General features: G+C 36.9%; 27 protein-coding genes. 8 read left to right on the top strand and 19 right to left on the bottom strand.

The window, feature by feature from the left end:
* Nucleotides 1–75 precede the first annotated feature (75 nt).
* The 12 genes from ACN1CD_RS07155 to pdxA form a co-directional block, all read right to left on the bottom strand.
* Complete coding sequence (locus tag ACN1CD_RS07155) at nt 76–1,710, bottom strand: M28 family peptidase (RefSeq protein ID WP_419129710.1); 1,635 nt, start codon at nt 1,708–1,710, stop codon at nt 76–78.
* Nucleotides 1,711–1,736: 26 nt separating this feature from the next.
* Nucleotides 1,737–2,174 (bottom strand): ribose 5-phosphate isomerase B, encoded by a 438-nt coding sequence (gene rpiB, locus ACN1CD_RS07160; protein ID WP_419129712.1) that lies wholly within the window; start codon nt 2,172–2,174, stop codon nt 1,737–1,739.
* 45 nt (nt 2,175–2,219) lie between these two features.
* On the bottom strand, nt 2,220–3,104 hold the full coding sequence (gene tatC, locus ACN1CD_RS07165; protein WP_419129714.1) for a twin-arginine translocase subunit TatC: 885 nt from the start codon (nt 3,102–3,104) through the stop codon (nt 2,220–2,222).
* A gap of 273 nt (nt 3,105–3,377) precedes the next feature.
* Nucleotides 3,378–4,718, bottom strand: a complete 1,341-nt coding sequence (accC, locus tag ACN1CD_RS07170; RefSeq protein ID WP_419129716.1) for an acetyl-CoA carboxylase biotin carboxylase subunit — start codon at nt 4,716–4,718, stop codon at nt 3,378–3,380.
* A 107-nt stretch (nt 4,719–4,825) separates the two neighbouring features.
* The gene (accB, locus tag ACN1CD_RS07175; RefSeq protein WP_419129718.1) at nt 4,826–5,302 is read right to left on the bottom strand and encodes an acetyl-CoA carboxylase biotin carboxyl carrier protein; all 477 of its coding nucleotides are present in this window, start codon (nt 5,300–5,302) and stop codon (nt 4,826–4,828) included.
* A gap of 149 nt (nt 5,303–5,451) precedes the next feature.
* Nucleotides 5,452–6,441: a beta-ketoacyl-ACP synthase III gene (locus ACN1CD_RS07180; protein WP_419129720.1), complete on the bottom strand. Its 990-nt coding sequence runs from the start codon at nt 6,439–6,441 to the stop codon at nt 5,452–5,454.
* A gap of 11 nt (nt 6,442–6,452) precedes the next feature.
* Nucleotides 6,453–7,391, bottom strand: coding sequence for a phosphate acyltransferase PlsX (plsX, locus tag ACN1CD_RS07185; protein WP_419129722.1), 939 nt, complete (start codon nt 7,389–7,391; stop codon nt 6,453–6,455).
* Nucleotides 7,392–7,491: 100 nt separating this feature from the next.
* Entirely contained in the window at nt 7,492–7,683 is a 192-nt protein-coding gene (rpmF, locus tag ACN1CD_RS07190; protein WP_419129723.1) for a 50S ribosomal protein L32, read from the bottom strand.
* A gap of 15 nt (nt 7,684–7,698) precedes the next feature.
* The gene (locus ACN1CD_RS07195; protein ID WP_419129725.1) at nt 7,699–8,229 is read right to left on the bottom strand and encodes a YceD family protein; all 531 of its coding nucleotides are present in this window, start codon (nt 8,227–8,229) and stop codon (nt 7,699–7,701) included.
* Nucleotides 8,230–8,454: 225 nt separating this feature from the next.
* On the bottom strand, nt 8,455–9,294 hold the full coding sequence (locus ACN1CD_RS07200; RefSeq protein ID WP_419129727.1) for a sulfurtransferase: 840 nt from the start codon (nt 9,292–9,294) through the stop codon (nt 8,455–8,457).
* Nucleotides 9,295–9,494: 200 nt separating this feature from the next.
* Complete coding sequence (locus tag ACN1CD_RS07205) at nt 9,495–10,664, bottom strand: MFS transporter (RefSeq protein WP_419129729.1); 1,170 nt, start codon at nt 10,662–10,664, stop codon at nt 9,495–9,497.
* 262 nt (nt 10,665–10,926) lie between these two features.
* Entirely contained in the window at nt 10,927–12,006 is a 1,080-nt protein-coding gene (pdxA, locus tag ACN1CD_RS07210) for a 4-hydroxythreonine-4-phosphate dehydrogenase PdxA (protein ID WP_419129731.1), read from the bottom strand.
* 194 nt (nt 12,007–12,200) lie between these two features.
* On the opposite strand from pdxA, the gene rsmA reads away from it, so the two are divergent.
* Nucleotides 12,201–12,986, top strand: coding sequence for a 16S rRNA (adenine(1518)-N(6)/adenine(1519)-N(6))-dimethyltransferase RsmA (rsmA, locus tag ACN1CD_RS07215; protein WP_419129733.1), 786 nt, complete (start codon nt 12,201–12,203; stop codon nt 12,984–12,986).
* 320 nt (nt 12,987–13,306) lie between these two features.
* On the top strand, nt 13,307–13,906 hold the full coding sequence (locus ACN1CD_RS07220; protein WP_419129735.1) for a thioredoxin family protein: 600 nt from the start codon (nt 13,307–13,309) through the stop codon (nt 13,904–13,906).
* Here the strand turns inward: ACN1CD_RS07220 and ACN1CD_RS07225 are convergent, their stop codons facing one another.
* The 3 genes from ACN1CD_RS07225 to ACN1CD_RS07235 are packed head-to-tail and all read right to left on the bottom strand — an operon-like array spanning nt 13,907 to nt 14,766.
* Entirely contained in the window at nt 13,907–14,236 is a 330-nt protein-coding gene (locus ACN1CD_RS07225) for a type II toxin-antitoxin system RelE/ParE family toxin (protein ID WP_419129737.1), read from the bottom strand.
* Nucleotides 14,226–14,432: a hypothetical protein gene (locus tag ACN1CD_RS07230; RefSeq protein ID WP_419129739.1), complete on the bottom strand. Its 207-nt coding sequence runs from the start codon at nt 14,430–14,432 to the stop codon at nt 14,226–14,228. Before ACN1CD_RS07230 ends, ACN1CD_RS07225 begins: the two co-directional genes overlap by 11 nt.
* 52 nt (nt 14,433–14,484) lie before the next feature.
* Nucleotides 14,485–14,766: an ATP-dependent Clp protease adaptor ClpS gene (locus tag ACN1CD_RS07235; RefSeq protein WP_088302569.1), complete on the bottom strand. Its 282-nt coding sequence runs from the start codon at nt 14,764–14,766 to the stop codon at nt 14,485–14,487.
* A 97-nt stretch (nt 14,767–14,863) separates the two neighbouring features.
* On the opposite strand from ACN1CD_RS07235, the gene ACN1CD_RS07240 reads away from it, so the two are divergent.
* A complete protein-coding gene (locus tag ACN1CD_RS07240; protein ID WP_419129741.1) occupies nt 14,864–15,937 on the top strand; it encodes a 3-oxoacyl-ACP synthase III family protein in 1,074 nt (357 codons plus the stop codon).
* Nucleotides 15,938–16,151: 214 nt separating this feature from the next.
* On the opposite strand, the gene ACN1CD_RS07245 is transcribed toward ACN1CD_RS07240, so the two are convergent.
* Nucleotides 16,152–18,596 carry a hypothetical protein gene (locus ACN1CD_RS07245; protein ID WP_419129743.1) on the bottom strand — a complete coding sequence of 815 codons (2,445 nt, stop codon included), beginning with the start codon at nt 18,594–18,596 and terminating at the stop codon, nt 16,152–16,154.
* Nucleotides 18,562–19,587: a hypothetical protein gene (locus tag ACN1CD_RS07250; protein ID WP_419129745.1), complete on the bottom strand. Its 1,026-nt coding sequence runs from the start codon at nt 19,585–19,587 to the stop codon at nt 18,562–18,564. Before ACN1CD_RS07250 ends, ACN1CD_RS07245 begins: the two co-directional genes overlap by 35 nt.
* Before the next feature lie 30 nt (nt 19,588–19,617).
* Between ACN1CD_RS07250 and dtd the strand changes: the two genes are divergently transcribed.
* The 4 genes from dtd (at nt 19,618) to ACN1CD_RS07270 (ending at nt 23,511) form a co-directional block, all read left to right on the top strand.
* Nucleotides 19,618–20,070, top strand: a complete 453-nt coding sequence (gene dtd, locus ACN1CD_RS07255; protein ID WP_419129747.1) for a D-aminoacyl-tRNA deacylase — start codon at nt 19,618–19,620, stop codon at nt 20,068–20,070.
* A gap of 92 nt (nt 20,071–20,162) precedes the next feature.
* Nucleotides 20,163–21,716 carry an ArnT family glycosyltransferase gene (locus ACN1CD_RS07260; protein ID WP_419129748.1) on the top strand — a complete coding sequence of 518 codons (1,554 nt, stop codon included), beginning with the start codon at nt 20,163–20,165 and terminating at the stop codon, nt 21,714–21,716.
* 112 nt (nt 21,717–21,828) lie between these two features.
* A complete protein-coding gene (locus ACN1CD_RS07265; RefSeq protein ID WP_419129749.1) occupies nt 21,829–23,010 on the top strand; it encodes a hypothetical protein in 1,182 nt (393 codons plus the stop codon).
* A 12-nt stretch (nt 23,011–23,022) separates the two neighbouring features.
* Nucleotides 23,023–23,511: a hypothetical protein gene (locus ACN1CD_RS07270; protein WP_419129750.1), complete on the top strand. Its 489-nt coding sequence runs from the start codon at nt 23,023–23,025 to the stop codon at nt 23,509–23,511.
* Between the two features lie 2 nt (nt 23,512–23,513).
* Here the strand turns inward: ACN1CD_RS07270 and ACN1CD_RS07275 are convergent, their stop codons facing one another.
* Nucleotides 23,514–24,923 carry a hypothetical protein gene (locus ACN1CD_RS07275; protein WP_419129751.1) on the bottom strand — a complete coding sequence of 470 codons (1,410 nt, stop codon included), beginning with the start codon at nt 24,921–24,923 and terminating at the stop codon, nt 23,514–23,516.
* 100 nt (nt 24,924–25,023) lie between these two features.
* Here ACN1CD_RS07275 and ACN1CD_RS07280 point away from each other — a divergent pair, with 100 nt between their 5' ends.
* The gene (locus ACN1CD_RS07280; protein ID WP_419129752.1) at nt 25,024–25,353 is read left to right on the top strand and encodes a nucleotide pyrophosphohydrolase; all 330 of its coding nucleotides are present in this window, start codon (nt 25,024–25,026) and stop codon (nt 25,351–25,353) included.
* Between the two features lie 98 nt (nt 25,354–25,451).
* On the opposite strand, the gene ACN1CD_RS07285 is transcribed toward ACN1CD_RS07280, so the two are convergent.
* Entirely contained in the window at nt 25,452–25,763 is a 312-nt protein-coding gene (locus ACN1CD_RS07285) for a DUF4286 family protein (RefSeq protein WP_419129753.1), read from the bottom strand.
* Nucleotides 25,764–25,802: the final 39 nt, after the last annotated feature.

A 25,802-nucleotide genomic window follows, 5' to 3' on the forward strand; every position in this document is an offset into this window, starting at 1 on the left:
ATTTAAGCAGGCGGGGAAAGTAATGTGCATAAAAAAGCCTCCCGAATATCAGGAGGCTTAAATTATATGACTTTATTATTTCTTTAAATTACCTTTTCCGTCAGAATCTACAGCTGGTCTTTTCGCTCTGTTGGCTAATTCCCATGCGGTATAATAGGTTAACTGTGCTCTTTTCGCCAATAAAGGGAAGTTAATTTTACTTACCTCATCACCTGGCTGATGGTAATCTTGTTCCAACATACCATCATAATAGAAAATAATCGGAATACCCAACTTGGCAAAGTTATAATGATCTGAACGGTAATAAATGCGTTGCGTATCTTGTGGATCGTCATATTTATAATCCAATATCATTTTAGTATAAGTGGCATTTACCTGCTCACTCAACCTGCCTAACTCAGAACTTAACATTTTTGAACCTACAGAATAGATGTAGTTTGCAGAATCTGGTTTGCCGAGATATTCTTCGCCAGTACGGCCAATCATATCGGTATTTAAATCTGCAATCGTATTTTCGATCGGGAATACCGGATGTTCAGAATACCAGTCAGAACCCCAAAGTCCCTTTTCTTCACCCACAACAGTCATAAATAATATACTGCGTTTCGGGCCTTTTCCTGATTTTTTCGCGTCGGTAAATGCCTTCGCCATTAACAATACTCCGGTAGTTCCAGAACCATCATCATCTGCACCATTGTTAATTTTATCTGCACCTGGTGCATCGGGCGTGATGCCAATGTGATCATAGTGACCAGTTAAAACTAAAACTTCCTGCTTCAGTTTTGGATCAGAACCTTCTAAAAAGCCTAAAACATTTTCACAACGAAGCGGTGTTTCCTTTTTCATCGCACTTGCAGAAAGTGCAACATTAATGGTTTGTGATGCTGGTTTTTTCGTGTCAGCAATTTTTTTCTGAACATCTGATACGGAAGTACCAGCTACCTTCAAAATTTCATTCGCTGTAGCGGTAGATATTGAAATGGTAGTAAAAGGATTCATTTTTTCCATTCTTTCTACTACCTCTTTAGATTTCATTACCGCCTGGCCAGACTGGTAAGCAGCTTTACGTTCTTCAGAAAGATTATCTAATGATGAATCGATCAGGATTACCGCTTTAGCCTTGTTTTGAGCCAGATAATTAATTTTTTTAGATCTCGCCATCATTGCCGCACGGCGATCAGCTGGATCTGTTGTTTTTGTCGGATCTCCATTTACGAAAATAACCACAATTTTACCCGCTACGTCTATCCCGTTATAATCATTATAACTATCATTCGATACCCCATAACCAGCGAAGATCAAATCATCACTACTAAATGTAAAACCTTTAAGACCAACTGCATTACTGGTAATCACAAAGTCTTTGTAGGCTACTTTTGGTTGCCCGTTAATGGTTAGCATGCTTTCACTTACAGCATAGCTGGATAAATCTATTTTTTGAAAATAACTACCTTCTACCGGACCCTTTAAACCTAACGATTTAAAATAATCGCGAATATAATCTGCGGCCATCCAGGCACCTTTTTTACCAGTCTCACGACCTTCATACTCATCAGAAGCAAGTACAGAAAGGTGTTTGTAAGCATTATCTTTATTAATGGCCTTGCTGAAACGCATGGCATCTTTGTTAGGCACAAGTGGCTTAACCTGTGCAAAGCAACCAAGCGCAAAGAAAGATGCGAAGCCCAGCGATAGAAATTTTTTGTTCATTATTGAATAGTTAGATTAGTTTTTATTTAACAAGAAATTTTATCAACTCTGTTTTGATGGCGGCCACCTTCAAACTCAGTATTTAAAAACGTTGTGGTAATTTCTTTTGCCAGTTCTTCTGAGACAAATCTGGCAGGGATACATAAAATATTTGCATCGTTATGTTTACGAACTAAAGCTGCAACTTCATTCTCCCAGCATAAACCTGCCCTGATTCCATTATGTTTATTAGCAGTAATGGCAACACCATTGGCAGAGCCACAAAGCAAAATGCCATAATCAAATTCGCCATTTTCTACAGCCAATGCTAAAGGATGAGCAATCTCGGGATAATCAACCGAAGTTAAAGATGATGTCCCAAAATCCTTGACCTCGTAATCTTTCAGAAAATCTTTTAATATTTCTTTGTATTCAAAGCCTGCATGGTCTCCGCCAATAGCGATTTTAACTTTAGTCTCAGACATGTTCAAATTTATGCAGAATAATAAAATCTGTTCGTAATGTTTTTGTTAGTTAGCATAAAATGCTTTTTCAGCTCTTTTCTTTTGCCTTTCGATGTATGCGGAAACAAAAATACTCAACTCATACAATAAAAATAGCGGTGTCGCTACGATCAACATCGTCATAATATCTGGAGTTGGTGTCACAATAGCAGCAATAATCAAAATAATAACTGCTGCATATCTTCTGCTCGATCTCATTAGCTTTGGGGTCATTAATCCCAATTTCGAAAGGATAAAAATAATCACCGGAAGTTCGAAAATAATACCTGTGCCCAGCGTTAGGGTAGCTACAGATGAAAGATAGGAGTCAACCGTAAAAGTGTTCTTAATCTCAGCACTTACGGTGTAGCCGGTTAAAAAATTAACAGAAAGCGGACAAACAACGAAATATCCAAAAAGAATACCAACAATAAATAGAACCGAAGCAAAGAATACAAAACCACTGGCAGATTTTCTTTCGTTCTCGTGTAAAGCTGGTTTGATAAAGCGCCAGATTTCCCAAAGTAAATAAGGGAAGCCTGCAATAATACCGCACATCACACAAACATTTAACTGGAGGTTAAACTGGCCTGCCATTTCTGTATTGATGATTTCACCATTAATTTTGGTAATACACATGTCTTGACCTAATGATGGAAACCGGTCTACCAGTTCACACATCATTCTGTAAGTCCAGAAATCGGGTTTTTTCGGGCCAAAAATTACTTTATCTAAAATTTCTTCATTGAAATAAAAGGCGATACCTGTAAATACGCCGATGGCAATTACGGCTCTGATTAAATGTTTGCGGAGTACATCAAGGTGATCGAAAAAAGACATTTCTGCCTCTAAGGTTGTTCCTTTCTGTCCAATCGCTTTTTTAAGGGATGTTTTTTCTGTAGTGTCGCTCATGTTGAAAACAAAAATACCATTCTAAATGAATAGAATGGTATTTACGTGTTAAATATAGAAATAGTTTATGCTTTTATTAAAAATTTCAATCGCTGACTTAGATATTAATTATAATAGCCTTTTAATGAGTGTATTTTGATAATCTACTCATCTTCTAAAACTTCGTAAATAATTTAGCGGTAGAGAGAGAAAAATAATTCTAAAATCTAAATAACTAAAAATCCCATTCTGTTTTACCAAAATGGGATTAATAATTTATCTATTAATATGATTTTATTCTGAAAATTCAAATGTTTCCATAAACTTAGTAGTGAAATTCCCTGCTCTGAAGTTTGGATCTTTCATTAACTGTAAATGGAAAGGAATAGTGGTTTTAACACCCTCAATTACGAATTCGCCTAAAGCACGTTCCATGGTACAAATGGCTTCTTCGCGGGTTTGTGCCACACAAATTAACTTTGCAATCATCGAATCATAATTAGATGGAATAGAATAACCAGCGTAAACATGCGTATCTACACGAACACCATGTCCGCCCGGAGAGTGGAAATTGGTAATTCTTCCCGGAGAAGGACGGAAATTATTGGCCGGATCTTCTGCATTGATACGACACTCAATGGCGTGCATATTTGGAAAATAATTTTTACCTGAAATCGGAATTCCGGCGGCAACTTTAATCTGTTCTTTAATTAAATCAAAGTTGATTACCTCTTCCGTAACCGGATGTTCTACCTGTATACGGGTATTCATCTCCATGAAATAAAAGTTGCGGTGTTTATCAACCAAAAATTCGATTGTACCAGCACCTTCATAATTAACAGCCGTTGCACCTTTAATGGCAGCTTCACCCATTCTTACACGAAGTTCTTCTGTCATGAAAGGAGAAGGAGATTCTTCTACTAACTTCTGGTGACGGCGTTGAATAGAACAATCGCGCTCAGATAAGTGACAGGCTTTACCAAATTGATCACCAATAATCTGGATTTCAATATGGCGTGGATCTTCAATATATTTCTCTAAATATAATCCATCATTACCAAATGCAGCGCCAGATTCCTGACGGGCACTATCCCATGCGTTTTCAAAATCTTCATCTTTCCAAACTACCCTCATCCCACGGCCACCACCACCTGCGGTAGCTTTAAGGATAACCGGATAACCCATTTCATTGGCAATTGCGATACCTTCTTTTACGCTTGAAAGTAAACCTTCAGAACCCGGAATAGTTGGAACGCCGGCAATTTTCATGGTTTCTTTAGCCGAAGCTTTATCGCCCATGCCATTAATTTGCTCTGGTGTTGCACCAATAAACTTGATGTTGTATTCGCGGCAGATATTAGAAAACTTAGCATTTTCCGATAAGAAACCGTAACCTGGATGTATCGCATCAGCGTTGGTTAATTCTGCTGCTGATATGATATTTGGAATATTTAAATAAGAATCTTTACTTGGAGGAGGACCAATACAAACAGCCTCATCAGCAAAACGTACATGTAAACTTTCGCGATCGGCGGTAGAATACACAGCAACCGTTTTGATGCCCATTTCCTTACAGGTACGGATAATACGCAAAGCGATTTCTCCTCTGTTGGCAATTAGTATTTTTTTAAACATAATTTTTTAATTGATGATTACACCGATGGAAAGGATTACACCGATTTTTTTGATCATTATAATTAATATTAATCAGTGCAATTATCTTAAATCTGTGAAATCAATTTCTAAATAGGTTCTACTAAAAATAACGGTTGATCGTATTCAACTGGGGACGCATTATCCACCAAGATTTTAACGATACGACCTGAAACTTCACTTTCAATTTCATTGAAAAGTTTCATTGCTTCTATAATACAAACCACTTTACCAATACCAATTTCATCACCAACATTAACAAACATAGGTTTATCAGGGCTTGCCGAACGATAGAAAGTACCAATCATTGGCGACTTAACTGTAATATAATTTGACGTATCTTCTGCTGCAGGAACAACTGGAGTAGCGGAAATTGGTGCAGTAGGCGCGGTTGCAACTGGTGCAGCTGCCTGTACAAGCGGTGCTTGTGGTACTGTAGCGTGCACAACTGTTGGTGCCTGGTTTGTTTTAATTGTGATCTTGAAGTTCTCTTGCTCTATAGCAACTTCGTTTACTCCAGAACGAGAAACAAATTTAATCAGTTCCTGTATTTGTTTGATATCCATTTTTTAATCCTTGTTATGTAAAAAATAGTGTATAAATGAATTAACTAAGTTATACTTTTTTTGTTTTGTTTTTTGTTGTTTGGTTTGTTGGGTGTTTGGGAGATTAGTACTTTATTAAAAAACTAATCAACTAAATAACCAACTAACTATTAATAAGCCCATTTTAGATAAATCGAACCCCATGTAAACCCACCACCAAAGGCTGCTAATACAATGTTGTCGCCTTTTTTTAATCTTCCTTCCCATTCCCACAAACATAATGGAATGGTTCCGTTCGTTGTGTTTCCATAACGCTCGATATTGATCATTACTTTTTCGGTATTTACCCCCATGCGGTTTGCAGTAGCATCGATTATGCGTTTATTTGCTTGGTGTGGAACTAACCAGGCAACATCATCTGACGTAAGGCCGTTGCGTTCCATAATTTCTGCAGCAACATCTGCCATGTTGGTAACCGCAAATTTAAATACTGTTTTGCCTTCCTGATGTGCATAATGTAATTTAGCATCAATGCTCTCATGCGTAGCAGGCTGAACTGAACCACCACCTTTCATGCCTAGAAACTCTCTTCCTGCGCCATCAGATCTGGTAATAGAATCCTGAATCCCTAAGCCTTCTTCATTTGGCTCTAATAAAGCACAACCGCAACCATCACCAAAAATAATACAAGTTGTACGGTCTTCATAATTAATAATCGAAGACATTTTATCGCCTCCAACAACTAATACTTTTTTATGTCTCCCAGATTCTACAAAAGAAGCGCCAGTGGCCAATCCGAAAATAAAGCCTGAACATGCTGCCTGCAGGTCGTAACCCCAGGCATTTTTCGCGCCGATTTTATCAGCTAATACATTAGCTGTTGCAGGGAAAGTGAAATCGGGAGTAGTGGTGCAAAAAATAATAAGTTCGATTTCTGATGCATCAATTCCTCTCTTTTTAAGTAAACCATTAACGGCATGAACCGCCATATCTGATGTTCCTAAACCTTCGCCTTTTAAAATTCTACGCTCTTTAATGCCCGTTCTGCTCGTAATCCACTCATCAGAAGTATCAACCATGGTTTCTAACTCTGCGTTGGTGAGTACATAGTCGGGGACGTAACCATTTACTGCCGTGATAGCAGCATGAATTTTACTCATTTTAAGAATTTTTATTTAAATGCCATTCTAATTTTTTCTACCAATCCTGTGGTGATCATTTCTCTGGATTGAAGAACCATATTTTTAACAGCTAGCGGACTAGAAATTCCATGTCCGATAACAACAGGAGCGTTAACACCTAAAACCGGACTTCCACCGTACTGTTCGTAATTAAATCGATCGAAAAACTCATCTTTCAATCCTTTTTTGATGGTGATTACGTAAAAAGATTCTGCTAATTTAAGCATTACATTTCCAGTAAAACCATCGCAAACGATTACATCTGATTTATCATTAAAAAGATCTCTTCCTTCTACGTTGCCTACAAAATTAAAAAGACTGGTCTCTTTCATTAAAGGGAAGGTGGCCATGCTTAACATGTTGCCTTTTTCATCTTCTTCGCCAATATTCATTAGAGCAACCCTAGGGTTATCTATTTTGAATAAATTCTCGGCGTATAAACTGCCTAAAACACCAAATTGCAATAAAATATCTGGTTTACAATCTGCATTGGCACCAACATCTAACAATAAACCTGTGCCGCCTTTAAGCTTTGGAAGAATAGAACATAAACAGGGGCGAATGATGCCAGGAATAGTTTTAACGCTAAATACTGCGCCAACTAGCATTGCCCCAGAGTTACCTGCGCTTGCGAAGGAATCAATTTTACCTTCTTTTAAAAGGTTAAAACCAACCGCAATGCTCGAATTCGGTTTCTGAACGATTGCTTTTGTGGGATGTTCGCCCATACCAATAACTTCATCAGTATGAACGTATTCAAAATGATCCGGATTAAAACCCTCTTCTGAGAGAATCGGTTTAATCTGTTCGGTATCGCCGATAAGAACTAAATGTTCTCCAGCATTTAGCGATTGATGGGCTGCTATTGCTCCCAAAACGATTGCTTTGGGAGCATAGTCTCCGCCCATTATGTCGAGGCCTATTTTCATAGAAAAAATCTGTTTGTGTTAAGTTAGGTTAAATCCTAAATTTTCAGTGGACTAAGGTATAACTAAAGCCGCTGAAAACACAAACAATTTCTTAAGAAAATTACCCGATTTGAGTATTTTCGATAACCAATTTACCGTTATAGTATAGGTTACCATCAACGTTATATGCATGGTGAGGTACATGGATAGCACCTGTTGCTGAGCAAGTTGCTAAAGAAGGAGTCACTGCTTTGTAGTGTGTTCTTCTTTTATTTTTTCTCTGTTTCGAGATTTTCCGTTTTGGATGTGCCATTGGTGTATAATCTAATTATTTTTTTAACTTATTAAGGGCTTCCCAACGTGGGTCGCTTGTTTGTTCATTTTCTTCTGCTTGCTTATCAATAGAGAGTTTTTCTAAACGATCAATCATTTCCTGATCACACTCTTTATCTGCCTGCTCACAGTTTTTGATATAAGGTACCGCTACGTTAATAATTTCGTATAAAGGGCCTGATATATCAATTTCAGAATCTTTACGGCTTAACGAGATAATCTCCTCATCATCACTTTCCAATTCATCTTCTGCAAACTTTACTATTTGTCTTTCGTATAAGTTAACAGGGTAAGAAAACTCCGATAAACATTTATCGCAGTCTAAATTTAAAGTTCCAAAAATTTTAAATTTTAAAAGCAACATGGTCTCTTGTTTATCAAGTTCCAGGTTAACTTTTAAATTACCACTTTTTATTAACGAATACTCAAAAGCATTAAAAAAACTATCATCAAGCTCATAATCAAACTGATGGGCTCCCAATTTTAGTCCGGTAAACGGTATAGAAAATTGTTTTAATGGGTTCAAAGTACTGTAAAATTTTAGCCTGCAAATGTATGGATAAAATAATTAGATTAAAAATGTTTTTTAAAAATAGTTGATGTTATCGCAACAGGTTTTCAATGATGTGGTTCAAATTATAATATTTTGAAAATCAGTTTCATTGCTTTTTGTAAGGAAAACTTGGTCTGTTATTTTCAAACTTACGAAGTCTTGGAGGCCAAAAGCGCTGCAAGACTTCGTAAGTTAAATTTAGTTCGCCAAAATCATTTCCTTATTGTTGCGGCTCCATTCACTCCAAGAACCCACGTAAAGCTTAGGAATAGGCAAGCCTGCGTAATCCATTGCTAAAAGCGTATGGCAGGCGGTAATGCCAGATCCACAATGAATGATCACATTTTCTGGTTTCGCGTTTCTTAAAGCTTCCTCATATTTTTCTTTTAAAATTTCTGATGCGAGGAATCGGCCATTTGTATCTAAATTTTCGGTGAAGGGAATATTCGTCGCACCTGGAATATGACCGGCAATAGTATCTATAGGTTCTGTTAATCCCGCAAAGCGGCTGGCATCTCTCACATCAATCACCATGTGATCTTCGGTTTTAGCTACTTTTTCTACTTCATTGAGATCTGATAGGGGAAGGTTCCAAGATTCAACTTTGTATTTGCCAACCGATTTCGGGCTTTCTATTTTGTTTGTAGTGGGAAATCCAGTTTGAACAGCGGCCTGGAAACCTCCATCTATTACCTGCACCTTTTCATGGCCGATTGACCTGAGCATCCACCACAATCTGGCTGCAGCATTACCGCCATTTTTATCATCATAAACAATAACACGTGTATGCGCTGTGATGCCTAGCTTTTGTAAAAGCTGAGCAAACTGTTCGAAAGTTGGTAATGGATGGCGGCCGCCTTTAGCGAAGTCGCCAATGTTAGCCAAATCCTCGTTCACATCAACAAATAATGCGCCGGCCAGGTGTTGCTGGTCATAGCGTGCTTTGGAGCCTGCACTGGCATCTACAATAACAATTTCATCATCTTGATTTAACCACGTTAATTCTTCTGGTTTTATAATTGGTGATATTAATTTCATTTTTTAGATTTAATTATTTCTGAAACTATAATAATGAGAGTTCCTAAGATCAGCATTGGTAGCCATAAGAAGAATGAATACTCTCCTAAATTTTGTGTAAACTGGTTTAAATTTCCGCTGTAGGTAAATAGAGATACGCCAAAAATAAACATACACATGGCCAATATCATGACTGAAATTCCAATTTTACTTAGCATAAATTATTTTTTGAGTGCCAATAATCCAAAAGCCGGGCCAATGGCTAAAACTGTATAAATATAATGAGAATTGCTCTCTTTAGCTAAAAGATTGATTACTTGAATGCTGATAATGGTAATGGCAAAACCAATACAATTGACTAAAGTAAGAGAAGTTCCCCGTAGCCTTTCGGGCGCATTTTTTGCCACTAATGATGAAAATAGCGGTGAGTCGGCGGTGGCGCTTAATCCCCAGATGAATAAGAATATGAGAAAGATGTATACTGAATCAATGAAAAGGAAAACACTCGATAAAACACAGCATAATCCTGAAAGCGCAAGTGCAATCGTTGCGATTTTCTTTGCTCCAAATCTCTGTGAAAGTAGTCCGCCAGCCATGCAGGAGAATGCTCCTGAAGCAATGATTAAAAAACAAAACAGTGAAACATTTAATAATGCTGTAGGATGTTTACTGTTGTAAAATATAAGCATGCCTGGTAGAAAGGCCCAAAATGTATAGAGTTCCCACATGTGCCCAAAATATCCAAATGCTGCTGATCTGAAATTGTGATTCTTAAAACCGCTGAAGCTTGCCCGAAGATTAAATTTCTGCCCGGCCATTCTAAATGGCCCACTGGGCACGAATAAGAAAATGATTACTGCACCGGTTATGGATAAAAATGAAGTGGTATAGATTACATACGCCCATGGAAAATTAGTAGTTAATGTTTTTAACAGATGTGGAAAAGCAGTACCTAAAACTAACGCGCCAACTAAAAAACCTAACGATTTGCCTAATCCATCCTTGAAATAATCTGCTGCTATTTTCATCCCGACCGGGTAAATCCCAGCCAGCATAAATCCGGTTAAAAAACGAAATAGAAGCAAAAGTCGGACATCTGATAATTCGGAGCACATGGGCAGGTTAAACGATGCGGCCGCTAATCCACAAATAAAGAAAACTTTTGATGGCGAAAAGATATCGGAGATTGAAAAAATTGCGAACACCAATGTGCCACTGATAAAGCCGAATTGAACCATGCTGGTCAGATTGGCTAAAAGATTTACTTCAAGTGGAAAACTCTTAATGATATCGGGCAAAACAGCATTACCTGCAAACCATAGCGATGTGCAAAAGAACTGGCAAATTACGATGGTTGGTAAGATGTACTTGCTGGTTGTAGTGTGACTCATTTTCAGTTTGATGCCTAATTTTAACTAAAATACTGAATAGGAGTGGAAATAATTTTTAGATGCGGTGCTTCGATAAGCTCAGGATGGTATTATAAAAAAAATGACCACCTAAGTTACCTTAGTTTGTTTTAGTTAGAAGCTAAAGCATTATAGATACTTGACTTGAATAGTCATCGGATGAATATATGCAGGATGTAGATATTCATCCGATGAATATTCGTCTCGCAAACCTTCACCCTTTCTACCCTCAACCTTCTACCTTTTAAGAAGCATCATCCTTAATATCGAACTGCGTTTCTACCACCTTACCGCCACCGCGTAGTTGGCCGCTTAACATTTCCTCTTGTTCTCTACGGTTTTTTACAATGTGGATCGCAGAAAATAAAGCTTCTGTGAAGGAAGTAGAATCTGCCAAATCTTTACCCGCAATATCGTAACCTGTTCCATGATCTGGAGAAGTACGTACAAAATTTAGTCCTGCGGTGTAATTAACGCCATTGTGGAAAGCTAAAGTTTTAAAAGGAATCAAGCCCTGATCGTGATACATGGCTAAAACAGCATCAAATTTTTTGTAACTGCCATTTCCGAAGAAGCCATCGGCCGAATACGGACCGAAAGCCATCATGCCTTTATCATAAGCCTCCTGAATAGCAGGTGTAATAATCTCAGCTTCTTCTGCACCTAATAAGCCATTATCACTGGCGTGAGGATTTAATCCTAACACTGCAATTTTCGGTTTTTCGATCCAGAAATCCTTTTTCAAGCTTTCGTTAATCAGCTTTAATTTGCTTAGTATTTTTTCTTTAGTGATAGCGGTAGGTACATCTTTAACAGGAATATGCCCTGTAACCACACCTACGCGTAAATCTTCGCTGATTAAAAACATCAACACATCTTTACTGCCGCTTTTTTCTTGAAGATATTCTGTGTGACCAGGGAAAGAAAATGTTTCTGATTGAATGTTGTGTTTATTGATTGGAGCAGTAACCAAAGCATCAATATCGCCAGCTACTAAATCTGCAGTTGCTCTTTCTAGCGATAAAAGCGCATATTTTCCACCCGTAGCCGTAACCTGCCCAAGTTCGATTTTTACATCTTCTTCCCAGCAATTAATCATGTTTGCTTTTTTCGCTTGGGCCTGATTGGCGTGATTAATTACGTTAAAACTAAAATCTCCGAGGTTATTTGCCTTTCTATGGAAAGACGAAACCTTGGTGTGGCCATAAACAATTGGTGTACAGTAATTTAAAATTGCCGGATTGGATAGCGTTTTGATAATTACCTCTAAACCAATGCCGTTCACGTCGCCTATACTGATGCCTATTTTAAGTTTATCGCTCATAATTACTGGAAAATTTTAGCGCAAATTACTGATTTTCGTTTAAACAGGTGCTTACCGGATAAAAATTAGTTATTTTGTGAAAAATAGAGTAGCCACAGAAACACGGTATACACGGAGAAGAGATAGTGTTATTCCATTCTTCAAAACCATTTTTCCGTGATTTCTGTGCCTCCGTGGCAAAATAAAACGTAAAGATGAGTTTAGTAAAAGCGAAGAAACATTTAGGTCAGCATTTTTTAACTGATAAGGGCATTGCCAACCGGATTGTAGAAAGTTTGGTGAATACCGACAAGTATAATCAGGTTTTAGAAGTTGGGCCGGGAATGGGAATTCTTTCTGATTTTTTGTTGAAACGCGAAGATTTACAAACTTACTTAATTGATATTGATACGGAATCTTACCATTTTCTGAATGAGAAGTATCCCCAATTGGGTGATCGTTTAATTAATGGTGATTTTCTGAAATTAGATTTTGATGCCATTTTCCCAGGTCAGTTTGCTATTATCGGTAACTTTCCCTACAATATTTCTTCTCAGATTTTATTTAAGATTTTAGATAATCGCCATAAGGTTGTGGAGATGGTTGGCATGTTTCAAAAAGAAGTTGCACAACGTTGTGCTTCGCCTGCAGGTACAAAAGATTACGGAATTTTAAGTGTTTTCCTTCAGGCTTATTATAAAATTGAATACCTGTTTACCGTTAAACCAGGAACATTTAATCCGCCACCAAAAGTGCATTCAGCCGTAATTCGTTTAACCCGTAATGCCGTAGAAACGTTGGATTGTGACGAAAAATTATTCTGGCGTGTAGTTAAAGCAGGCTTTAATCAACGAAGAAAAACTTTGCGTAATGCGGTATCTGCTGTGATGCCGAAAGATAAAATGGATGATCATATTTATTTTGAGAAACGTGCTGAACAATTAACCGTTGATGATTTTGTGGCCTTAACGCAGCACCTCAGTAAATTGATGGCGGTTTAAATTGAATTATTTCTTAAGCAAAAACTTTTTATTCATTTGAAAAGCAGGTTTCAGCTTATATCGGCTGCAGCAGTCCCGCTTTTCATTACAAGTCCGCGCTCGTGCCTCGCTTACGGGCTTTCCATTTCAATCGGGTTTATAGAACTCAAAACACAGCTAGAAATCAAACTCCAACGTAGCAAACTGTAACTGTATTTTGTCTGTGAAAGATCTGTGTAATCTAAAAATCTGTGGAATCATCCGCGAAGCGATTTCTTGCAAAGCTGTGATGATTCTGATTTAATTTCTCCTTTCCTTTGCGTCATATTCTTAAAAATATCATGGTTAATTATAGCGAAATTTTCAATGCACAAGGAATGGATTATCAAACCTATCGTGCGCTGGTCGACCAGCTTTTATTAGAGGGTAAATCTACTAGTGAGGCTAGTTATGATCTGCATTACACTAAAATGAATGTGCAAAGAATGACTCGTGTAGATAAGACTGTTAGTTTAACCGATGACTTGTCTTCAATCATTGATCATTTCGAAGCCAATTATAAATTTTTAGTTATTACAGAAGGTTGGTGCGGTGATGCGGCACAAATTATTCCGGTGTTCAATAAAATAGCAGTGGCATCTTTAGGTAAAATCGATCTGAAATTCGTGCTTCGCGATAAAAATCTCCCCTTAATTGATGCACATTTAACGAATGGTGGCAGAGCAATTCCCGTTTTAATCGTATTAAATGAAGCCGCCGATCAGGTTTTAGCTACCTGGGCGCCTAGACCACAGGTTTTACAGGAACTTTTAAAAGAATGGAAAAAGGAAACAACTGAGATGCCAATTTTAGCTGAAAAATTGCATTCATGGTATGCGAAAGATAAAACACAAAGTACGCAGACGGAGTTGAAAATGCTTTTGGATAGGTTAGAAAGTTAATTATTTCTCAATCGATTTTAGAACTGCTGCAAGTTGTTTAGCTGAAATAGAATCTCGTTCTGATTTATCATAAATGGATAAAAGATAAATCTTTTCATTAACGATACGTATTTTAGTAATTAATCTGACGCCTCCAGATTTACCCTTTCCTTTACTAGAGATAGCGATTCTTATCTTATAACAATCGTTACCAATAGAAATGCCTTGTATTGGGTTTCCCTTAAGATCTTCTATAAAAGCAATGACATCATTTTTTGCAGAATTGTGTTTTTTACAGAGGTTTTTAAATTCTTTATTGAAGAGGGATGATGTGAGTACATCAAATTTCATTTATCAAATCCTCAAACCTTTTTAATTTTATTTTTCCTTTTTCTGCTAATTCTGTTTCTTTAAAAGCATTAGCTAAATCAGTAAGATATTTTTCATTTGATTGATCAATATTCTTAATTCTAATTCCTTTAATACTCTTAAGTGTTTCCAGAATTGATAAAGCATCATCGTCCTTTATTTCTAATGTAACTTGCATGGCTTTAATTACTTATTTAAAGATAGTGATTATTTTTTTAAAAGGCAACACACTAATCCACCGAAACCGTTAATCCTTCTTGCTGTAAAATTTTGCGATACACTTCCATCTCTGTAAAGGAACCTTCCAAAACCGGGCATTTCCCATCATTATGCACTTTCCATGCAATTTTTTCCGATTGCGACTCGTTGTAATCCAGGTATTTCATCATGCAATAAATCACATGATCAAAAGTATTGATATCATCATTCCACAAAATAAGGCGATGTACGGTTTTTAAGGAAGTTAAAATTTCTTCGAGCGTAAAGGTCTCTTCTTTGGTTTCTGTAGACATGGTGCAAAAATAAACATTAGTATTAAGTATTTGGTATCAAGTATCAAGATTTTGTTCCTTTGCGAATAATAATGGCTTAGGCAATAAATGATTAACTTTGTTTAACCAAATTATCAATAACCACATGCATCAATCTAAAATAGCAGGAATAGGTTACTACGTTCCTAAAAATGTTTATACCAATACCGATTTAAGTCGTTTTATGGATACCAATGATGAGTGGATTCAGGAGCGAACGGGAATTGAGGAACGCCGTTTTGCCGATCGCTATGATGAAACCACTACCACTATGGGGATTGAAGCAGCTAAAATAGCAATTGAGCGCGCTGGTATCACTGCTAAAGAGGTTGATTTTATTGTTTTTGCTACGCTAAGTCCTGATTATTATTTCCCTGGTTGCGGTGTTTTATTGCAACGTGAAATGGGAATGGGCGAAATCGGTGCTTTAGATATTCGCAACCAATGTTCAGGATTTGTTTATGCCCTTTCAGTTGCCGATCAGTTTGTAAAAACCGGGATGTATAAAAATGTTTTGGTAGTGGGGAGCGAGAAACATTCATTCGCTATGGATTTCGAAACCCGCAGCAGAAATGTATCAGTGATTTTTGGTGATGGGGCAGGTGCAGTAGTGTTGCAGCCTACAGATGAAAAAGGTAAAGGTATTTTAAGTACACATTTGCATAGCGATGGGGCTGATGCCGAAATTCTAGCGATGCATTATCCAGGCTCGCATGCCAATAAATGGATGAAAGATAAACCGGCCTTTCCGGATCAGGAATTGGGTGGATTATTCATGACGCCAGAAATTTTAGCTAGTGGTGCTGTTTTACCTTATATGGATGGCCCGGCGGTTTTTAAGAAAGCTGTTGTTAAATTCCCTGAAGTAATTCGCGAAGCTTTAGCAACAAACAATCTTACCGAAAAAGATATAAATCTGCTGGTACCACATCAGGCAAATCTCCGCATCAGTCAGTATGTGCAGAATCTATTGGGTTTAAATGATGACCAGGTTTTCAATAACATCCAGAAGTATGGAAATACCACAGCCGCTTCGGTTCCAATTGCTTTATGCGAAGCCTGGGAAGCCGGGAAAATCAAGGAGGGTGATCTGGTTTGCCTCGCTGCTTTTGGATCGGGTTTCGCTTGGGCCAGTGCGTTGATTAGGTGGTAATTCGTTACCTTCGGGTTGATTACACAGATGATTTGATTACACAGATTTGATTGGTTGTGTGTTTTCGTTTGGCGTTGATCGTTACCTTCGGCTTGATTTCACAGATTGTTGGATTATACAGATTCAAATGGTTAGTTTTTTTCGTAAATTGTTGTTCGGTGGCTTTAAGCTTTGGTCTTTTAGCTTTAGTCTTTAAGCTTTTCGCTTTAAACTCTTATCTTCCCGCAATAAAGTCTCCAAAATAACTGCATTCTCCGGCGGCAACCTGATAGAAAGGTGTTTTACTATAGGTCAACTTCAATTCTTTAAAATAGGGATTATTATAGTTTGCCTTGATGAAATTTTTATACTTCACATCTTTTTTGTCCCAATAGCTGAAGGAGCTTAAGCCTGCGTTTAAAATGATTTGCTTTTGTGCACACTTGGCCAGCATGAAAGTGCATTTTGCCTTGAAATCTGCATTTGTGCTCAAAGATCTGGCTTTCAAATACCAGGCTTTTGCCGTTTGTGCTTTTTTGTAATCAACGTCATAAACAAATTTTGCTGGGCTGCTATTATCGTATGACGACCAGTCATAGCTGATTAAATACCAGCTATTGCCGAAATAACCTGTTTGATAAACGGCATTGGCCATTTTATAATAGTAAAGAGCGGCATTTTTTTTATCGCTAACCGTTAATTTTTCCAGGCGAAGCATTTCTACAGCAAAAGCTTTTTTGGTAACAGATGCTTTTGCCTGTACGTAATTTTTAGGAAAATCATTAATGGTTTGAACAAATGGATTTGAGTAAAGTCGTCCATTTGCATCATCAGCATACCAATTTGTTGGATCTGAATAATTATAATTTGGCGATACCTTTGCAAACATTTGAACCGCCTTATCATATTGATGCGTTCTCAGGTATGTTGTACCCCAAAGCTCATAAAATTCATCATTATTAAGCTTATTTAAAGCTTTTGCCAATAATGCAACCACATCATTTCCATTGGCTTTGGTTTTGTAATTTGCGAGGCCCTGCATACTTTTCGGACTTAAATATTGCTGCCAGAACGAAGTACTCTGGTAACTCATATTTTTGAAAAGCGAATTATTTTTCATCAAGTTGTATGATAAATCGCCTTTCACCATCGCAAGTGCTGCTTTTGCAGTATCGCCCATTTTAAGATAAGCAGGAGCTAAGATTTGCTGGTAAAAATTTCTGGTGGTCCTGGTAAAGCGTTTATCCTCATTTGCCCAGTCGTCATATTGCCCGTTTCGTACGGTTTTGTTTTCTGCAAATCGTTTTTCATCCAGCCACTTTAAAGATGGTAACAGTTCATTCTCATTAAAAGGATTTCCTTTTTTGATGTTTTTAGCTTTGATCAGTAAATCGGTAATCCGGTATTGATCACGTAGTTTTTCTGGCAGCTTAGCTGGATTTAATGTTGCTAAATAATTCGATGCTTCGAGGTCTTTATTTTCCATCCATGATAAATAGGCAGCTGTTAAAGTGCCCAGCTCTGGTTGTGGATATTTCTGTTCGGCAGCCAATTTCACAGCGAAATTTTTAATCTCATTAAGTCGTTTTAAGTTCAGGGTTTTCACACTATCCTTGTATTTACCCTTATCACTCTCGTAAAAGTAGTATTGGTAAGAGATTTTAGCAAGATCACTATCTTTAATTAAAGCTTGTTCTAATTTGTTCACTTCTCTCACCAACAACGCACCGTTTAATTGACTTTTAGGTTCATACAAATAAACCTTGTTTAAGCTTTCGATGTTGAAATCTGGATTTCCGAAACCATTTATTGCCCAAATGCTGGCTTTTTCATCATTTGTTTTAGCATATTTCAAAGCACCATTTACAGGAGCGCTGTTGTAATAATAATTTTTATAGGCTTGTATCCTTCGTTCGGGATTAGTGGCAAAAACTTTCGAAAATAAGAAGGCAGATTCTTCAGGATTGCCCAATCTTCTGGTCGATCCGGCATAAAGCGCCAATGCCCATCCCTTTACTGCACTTTTGGTTTTGTTTGTTTTGATGAATTTATCGTAAACGTTTTTACTCTCTGTATGCAAGCCCGCATAATGAAACATTCTTTCTGCCTGATAAGCATAACGTAATTTCAAGAAGTTATCTTTTTCTGATTCTGTTAATTTCACCGCCACTTTTGCCAATTCATCCATTGCCGTAGTATCTTGTGGTTTTGGGTCCCACATATCGAAGTTCACATTGGCAAATGGTTCAGTGCTTTTGGCAAAGGAGTAGTATTTTAATGCATCTTTATGTTGTGCTAAGGCCTGGATAAAGGTGTTTTTCTGCAAGCTATCCGGAAGAGATGAAACTTCTCCTTTATAATTAGTAAGCTTAACATTTGTTGCGCTATCTACATTATACATAATTTTATGCACATCTTGCGCTTTAACATCAAGGTACTTTCCCCATTCCTCGCTGTTAATTTCCGACTCACTTACCACATCTTCCTCACTATTCAAATACGCCATTTGATTAAAGGCAAAAGGTGTGTATTCATCTCCCTGAACATTATTATGGAAATAAGAAATATAGTAATCATAAGGATCTACTTCGCCACCGCAGGCAATATTAACTGCGATTTCGCCGAAAAATGTGAGTAAGAAAACACTAGAAATTAACGATAACTTTTTGAAGGTCTTCATGCGTAAAATGTTTTAAAAGGTCGGTTTCGAGGTGATAAAAAACAAGATTTCGTTCTCCCGGTTTCAAATATCGGGATAAAAAAGTAGATGTGGCAAGTAAATTTTTATTGGAAATCTCTTCCCATCTAATTACATCGCCTTGCTTTAATCCGGCGGCTGGGTAATCTGTCAAAAGATCATACAAAATAGAGTTTCCTCTTTGTCTGAATAATTTTTTATCGTCAATTTGAGTCTTATTTATTCGCTTGGAAATTCCGGCGTATGCCTTATTTCTGAATACAACTGCCCATTCAAAAAGCGGTAGGGCCACATCAAGTTTCAAAGGATAATTTTTTAGATAATCTTTCAGGTAGACATCCATTTCATGCTGATCGAGAATGGAATTCTGATCGCCATATTTGCGCAGGTTTCCCATATTGTAACACATCAGCATTGCTTTTTCTACAGGAGGAATACCACTTGTTACGACGTTTTTTACCTGGTGTAACCGGAGCGTAACTGAAATATTTTTCCCTTTTAACAGTGGCTGACGTTTCAATTGTTTAAGAAATTCAAAATACTGGTCGCGGGTGGTTTTTGTCCAGTCGCAATCGATTTGAAGTTCTGCATAATTTTGTTTTCCGGCTTGCTTTACTTTGGCATCTACAAAATTGGCGATCCGGTTGGCCAATACTTTGGTTTTATTGGAATCAGTATCATTAAATATCCGGTTGACCAGAAATACCACTGGAATAATCTGTATTTGCTGAGGCAGTGGATCGGAAAACTTGATTGGAGAAATAGGAACGGCTTGTTGATGATCTGGGTCGAAGTCGACATCCATAATCCGAACATATAGCGCTTTTGATTTAAACTGATCAAGATAATCGGTTTCCGCTTTATTGTTATGGTAATCAGTTTTCCAAAAGTAAAAAGTTGGATGAACAATCGATTTTTGCCTGCAACCGAAGAAGAGAAATACAGAAATCACTAAAATACTTATCTTGTGCATATCAAATTTATCAACCAAAAGTAATATAAAATGCGGGCAGTTTTACAAAGAGTTACACAAGCAAGTTGCACAGTAGATGGCGAAATTACAGGAGCGATAACTACTGGATTTCTAGTGCTTCTTGGTATTGAGGATGCTGATAGCTTAGAGGATCTGGATTGGCTGGCACAGAAAATTATCGGCATGCGTGTTTTTGGTGATGAAAACGGAATGATGAATAAAGCACTGGCTGACGTAAATGGCGATATCCTTTTGATCAGTCAATTTACTTTATTTGCATCAACTAAAAAAGGAAACCGACCTGGATTTACCAGAGCGGCCAGACCTGATGTGGCGATTCCATTGTACGAACAAATGATTGAAAAGCTATCAGCGTTACTCGGGAAAAAAGTGAAAACGGGAATTTTTGGAGCCGACATGAAAATTGCCTTGCTAAACGATGGCCCTGTTACCATTACCATTGATACAAAAAATAAAGAATAACTATGATAAGAACTGCATTAATGTAACTAATCAGGGTTGAGGTTGTCAAAAAATGCAATTATCTATTTCAAAGATTTTGATTTTAAATAAACATGAAGGTTGAAGATCCGAACCGACTGAAGGAGTATAGCTTTCTTGCATTTTTTCTGATTTTAAAATTAGTTTTATCTTTTGTATTGGTTAATTCAGTTTACGAATTACAGCGTGATGAATTTTTGCATTTAGATCAGGCCAACCATCTGGCTGCAGGTTTTACTTCTGTACCTCCGCTAACCTCATTATTTTCTTTAGTGATTAAGTGGCTGGGTAATGGCCTATTTTGGGTGAGATTTTTTCCTGCCTTATTTGGGGCATTAACCATTTTATTTAGCTGGAAAATTGTTGAGCATTTTAAAGGAAATCTGTTAGCTAAATGTTTTGTTGCTGTTGCTTGCCTATGTTCATTACTCTTAAGATTAAATACCCTTTATCAACCCAATTCTTTTGATGTGCTAGCCTGGACAGCTTGTTTTTATTATCTGATTAAGTATTTTGATCAAACAGCGCCTAAGTACTTATATTATTTTGCGATTTCATTTGCACTTGGTTTTTTAAATAAATACAATATTCTTTTTTTGATCATGGGCCTATTGCCTGCGATAATCATCAGCCCGAACAGAAAAATATTTGCCAATAAGCATTTGTATTTTGCGATTATGGTTGCCTTAATGATCATTTCTCCAAATATAATCTGGCAGGTTACGCATGATTTTCCGGTACTTACTCATATGAAGTTACTGGCGAAAACACAACTCATTCATGTTAATCGGGTCGATTTCTTTATCAATCAATTACTGTTCTTTGCCACCAGTATTTTTATACTACTGGCTGGAATGGGCGCATTGATTTTTTATAAGCCATTTGCTAAATATCGATGGGTAATTTTCACCTACCTTTTTACCATGATTATTTTTAGCTATTTCAAGGCTAAAGACTATTATGCCTTGGGTTTATATCCTGTTTTGTTAGCTTTTGGAGCAACTTATTTCGGGATTATCCTTTACAAACGCTATGTATGGATTGCTTTGCTTCTGGCTTTTAACATTGGGTTGTTTATTTATGCGCTGCCTTTAATTATGCCACTCTATTCTCCAAAACAGATTATTGCAAATCACAATCGATTTGAAAAAGTTGGATTGTTACACTGGGAAGATGGAAAAAACCACCAATTGCCACAAGATTATGCGGATATGCAGGGCTGGAAAGAAATGACTGCCTTAACCGATCTTGCTTATGCAAAAGTAAAGGACAAATCGGCAGTGCTGGTACGTACAGACAATTACGGACAGGCAGGCGCGATCAATTACTACTCTAAATTTAAGCATATAAATGCTGTATCTTATAATGCCGATTATCTCTATTGGTTTAAAATAGATAAGCCAATAAAAGATTTAATTTTAATTAGAGAAGCAAGTGAAGAAGACCCGGAAAGGAAAAAGGAACAGCCCTTTTTTGAGAAGATCACCAAAATCGGGGAAGTAAAAAACCCATTTTCACGGGAATTTGGCGCAACAGTTTTTTTACTGGAGGGCGCTAAAATAAATTTGAATGAGCGGATAAAAGCAGAAATAGAAGAAGAAAAAGATTTCGATTTATCAGTGCAATAAACTGCCTTTTGGAGTGGATGGGTTTGATTGAAAGTAATTAAGTACTTCTTTGTGGGAGAAGGGGTTGAACTATACAGCTTTAATTATATATTTGATAATCTTCTAAAAAATTATGATGAACGCACGCTCAACTTTCTCTATCAAAAAACACCTTATATTTATACTGTTATTAACTGCCTTTTTCGGTGCATGCAAACGAATTGTAAAAACCGATACCGCTGAAGACCCTACGGTTGATGATATTGAAGAGGTTTCCAAAGCTGAATATCAAAGGATCATGAATTTAAAACTGCCTTTGAAAACCGTTTTAATCGATCAAACATATTCCTTAACCATCCCCGAAAATTGTGATTTTGAAGTGAATAAGGTTAGCCCGGAAGAGGTTGTATTGGGAAATATAAATCTCGCTAAAATCGATACTAGTTTTTTAAATGTTAGTTTAAATAATTTTTTTACCAGGAGTGAAAGGCTTTATGATGAAGGGGTTTATATCATTCCAGGAAATGATCCAAAACGCTTTTCTATAGCTGATCTAAAAGCTGGCGACGGAAAGATAGATGCGATTTATTACGAAGATGAAAACAGTATTGTTTACAGTGATGGCGAAACTTTCCTTACCTATAGCATTCAATATGATGACGTGAAAAAATGTTTTCTTTTTTACAAAGGTGAAATCAGCTGGACTCAAAAATATCCTAAAAAGGAAAAACTGGAGCTTTCTATGCATCTTATAAAGCATGCAAAAAGCCTAATGTCTACAGATTATTCACCTGCTAAATTTACGTCCTGGAACGATTATATTCAAAACATGCCCATTCTGGAAGTAAATTGGGTAAACGGCATGTTCAGGAAAATGGAGAAAGAGCTTAAATTTTTTCTGGCTCCCAATGAAGAGGTTTCTCCAAGAACGCCAGGTAACTATACTTTCGTTAAATTGTTCAGGCCATCGTCAGAAGCTTTACTTAATTTCTATAAAAATATAGATCAGGTTAAAGCGAATAAGATAAGTGAAACAGATTATTATGAGAGACAAGAAATTCTTAGTTTGGATAGCAGATTTTCTTATCAGATTAAGGAAGAAACGGGCTGTTACGTGGTTACAGCTAGTTCGAAAAATGACAATGGAAGCTTATCCCGTACCGAAACAACTGTATTTTGTCCTGTTGATTATAAAGGAATAAATTTTCTTCTGAAGACTGATAAAGATCTATCCCCATCCGACGCCGATTTTTTTGTAAAAATGTTCAGCTATTTCAGTAAGCATTACACCCTAAACACAACAGCTAACCCTTAACGATCTCAAAATATGTATAGAAATTATTTATTTCCAGTTTTATTTATTCTAGGTTTTAGCTCTTGTAACCCTGTAGGGAAAGAATTAACAGTATTGGAATTGGCAACAGGCGAAATTGTATCTGCAGAAAACGTGAGTTTGAAAAAGGGTGATGTGGTAACCATTTGGTCTAAGGTTTCAAAAAGTAGCGAAGACGAAGGAGCAGCGTTTAACGTAAAATTCAATGTAGAAAATAAAGGACAATCAATTCTTTTTGATAGCTTGAATGTGAGCGCCGGAGATCATATCATTAATTCAAAAGAAACAGAGGAATCTTACAACCAAAGTAACTCTGCGGGCGATAGTACTGTTTATTATACGGTGCATGAGTATGAAACGGAAAGCAAGAAATTTACTGCGCCAAAAGATGGTGAATATTCTTTTGATTTTAAACTCAGTGAAAGATCAAGTCAGGGCAGCATTTTTGGAAGTAAATTGTCGATAATTTTGCGGAAATCGTAATCCTACTGAAATTTATTTATATAAGTTTCGAAGTCATCGCGGTTATGCTTTTCAAAGTAAGGCGTGTAAAAGCATTTATGCAAAATGTAATCTATAATATAATAGGTGATGAACATGGCTAAAGTTCCAATCCATACAAAAGAAATTAATTTTTTCTGAATGAAGGGCCAGAGCCCATCTGCAAAATCGAAAAAATCTTTAAGATCAGCATAATATAAAATGATCACCGCTAAAAACGGGATTACCTTTGTACTCCACTTAAATCTAGCCAGCAGAATAACAGATATAGTAAAAACCACCAATTTGTACAGTGGCTCAAAGGTTCTGTAATCTGGTTTCGCTGAGAAATAATTGTAGGTGTAGTACAAAACGAGCAGCGCTACATAAATAATCAAATGTACATTTCTGTTCTGTTTTAATTTATCGATATAACTGCCGGTTGTTTCTGGGTTTTGCTTAAATAAAAGTAAGGTGAAGAATGAAGCCAGATTGATTACTGGTAAAATCGACATTGCATTCACTACACCGAAGTAGCGTTTCAGCGTGAAGTTTCGGTACTGAATTAACGTGGCGAAAAACCTTCCACAGATGAAAAGCACAACCAAATTAGCGGAAATATAGAATAATGTCGAGAATTCTATAGCTGAAAAAGAGAAAGAAACCGTCAATGCTGATGCACCCATATCTAATACAGAAAGCAGTAAGATGGGATAGCTAATTAAAAAGCCCCATTTGAAAAAACTGGTTGATACGGGCTGTTCATCTAAAGGATTTAAAACCTGTTTCGTGCTGTAGATTCTATTGGAAAGGTAGAAGAATCCAACTAAAACCGAGATCATTTTAAGTGATACGATTATGAATATAATAGACACTATGGCATCTTTTAAATAAAGATTGCTGGTGCTAAAACTTCCGATGAGTTTGTATAAAGAATCAGGATCAGAAGAGATGGTTACACTGAAAATTAAGGTAAAAATAATTTGTATCAGCGTTGCCTTAATTTTTGAAATATTACTGGTTTTACCTTCTGCTTTGAAATAAAACATAGCAAACAGGAGTATTGGTATAAAGAAACAGAGAATATCAATAACCTGATAAATTAACGCACTATCGCCAAAATCAAAATGATAATCGATAAAACTCGGCCAATCTTTCTTAAATATATAGTAGGGCGAAAATAATAATTGAATAATAATCGCTTTTGATAACATTCGGTTTTTATAAAAATACCATGCAAAAATCAAGCTCTCCAGAAACCAGGTTTGTATCCTCCATAAATAATCATAGGCCACAGTCTCTGGTCCGTAGCTATCTACAAAATAGCAGCTGATTTGCAGAAAGGCTACAATTGCACCTAAAATCCAAATAGATTCGATTGCTTTTTGTTGTTTTTCACTGAAGAGCGTAGTCATAAGATCAATTTAGATTATTTAGCGTATTATATTGAGAAATATAAATTTTTATATCAGCCTAAATTATGAAATTTAACCCAGTAAAAAATAAAAGAAAAATATGACCATCAGCGAAGCGCAAGAAACAGTAGATCAATGGATCAACACCACTGGCATAAGATATTTTAATGAACTCACAAACACAGCAATTTTGATGGAGGAAGTTGGTGAAGTGGCTCGGATTATGGCCCGGAAATATGGCGAGCAATCATTCAAAAAAAGCGATGAAGACGTAAATCTTGCTGATGAAATGGCCGATGTAATGTTCGTGCTGATTTGCCTGGCCAACCAAACAGGCATCAATTTAACAGAAGCCTTTGAGAAAAATTTAGAAAAAAAGAGTATTCGCGATGCAGACCGACATAGGAATAATGAGAAGTTAAACCCCTAAATCCTCTAAAGGGGACTTGCCTGTCTATCGTTTATGTAAGAAGAGCTAACTTTTTTGCTTATCGGCTTGCATAAATCTGAGCCTTTCAAAGCCTTCTTTTAGAGAGTTGGGGGTACGAACTCCATCAACGTTCTGTAAGCAACAAAACGATTTTTAAATCTTTCGTTTAAATCCTCCTGCAAAGCTGGTGCGTAAATCTGTTGGTACTGGTCGTAATTTTCCATACTTTCTGCTACATACTGTGTGCAATAGGTAACGCCTTCATTTGGGGAATCCAAAACTTTTAATAAGCGGTTGGAAACAAACATTCCGGTCGCCATCACCTCTGGAATATGAGTTTCCTGCATCCACTTCAACCATTCATCAGCTGCAGATTCTTCTAAAATCAGCGTAACATTATATAAAAGCATATTGCAAAGATAGCTAAGTAATGTGGAAGAAAAAATGGA

Origin of the sequence: Pedobacter sp. N23S346, assembly GCF_048515415.1 — a bacterium.
Taxonomy (GTDB): Bacteria; Bacteroidota; Bacteroidia; order Sphingobacteriales; family Sphingobacteriaceae; genus Pedobacter.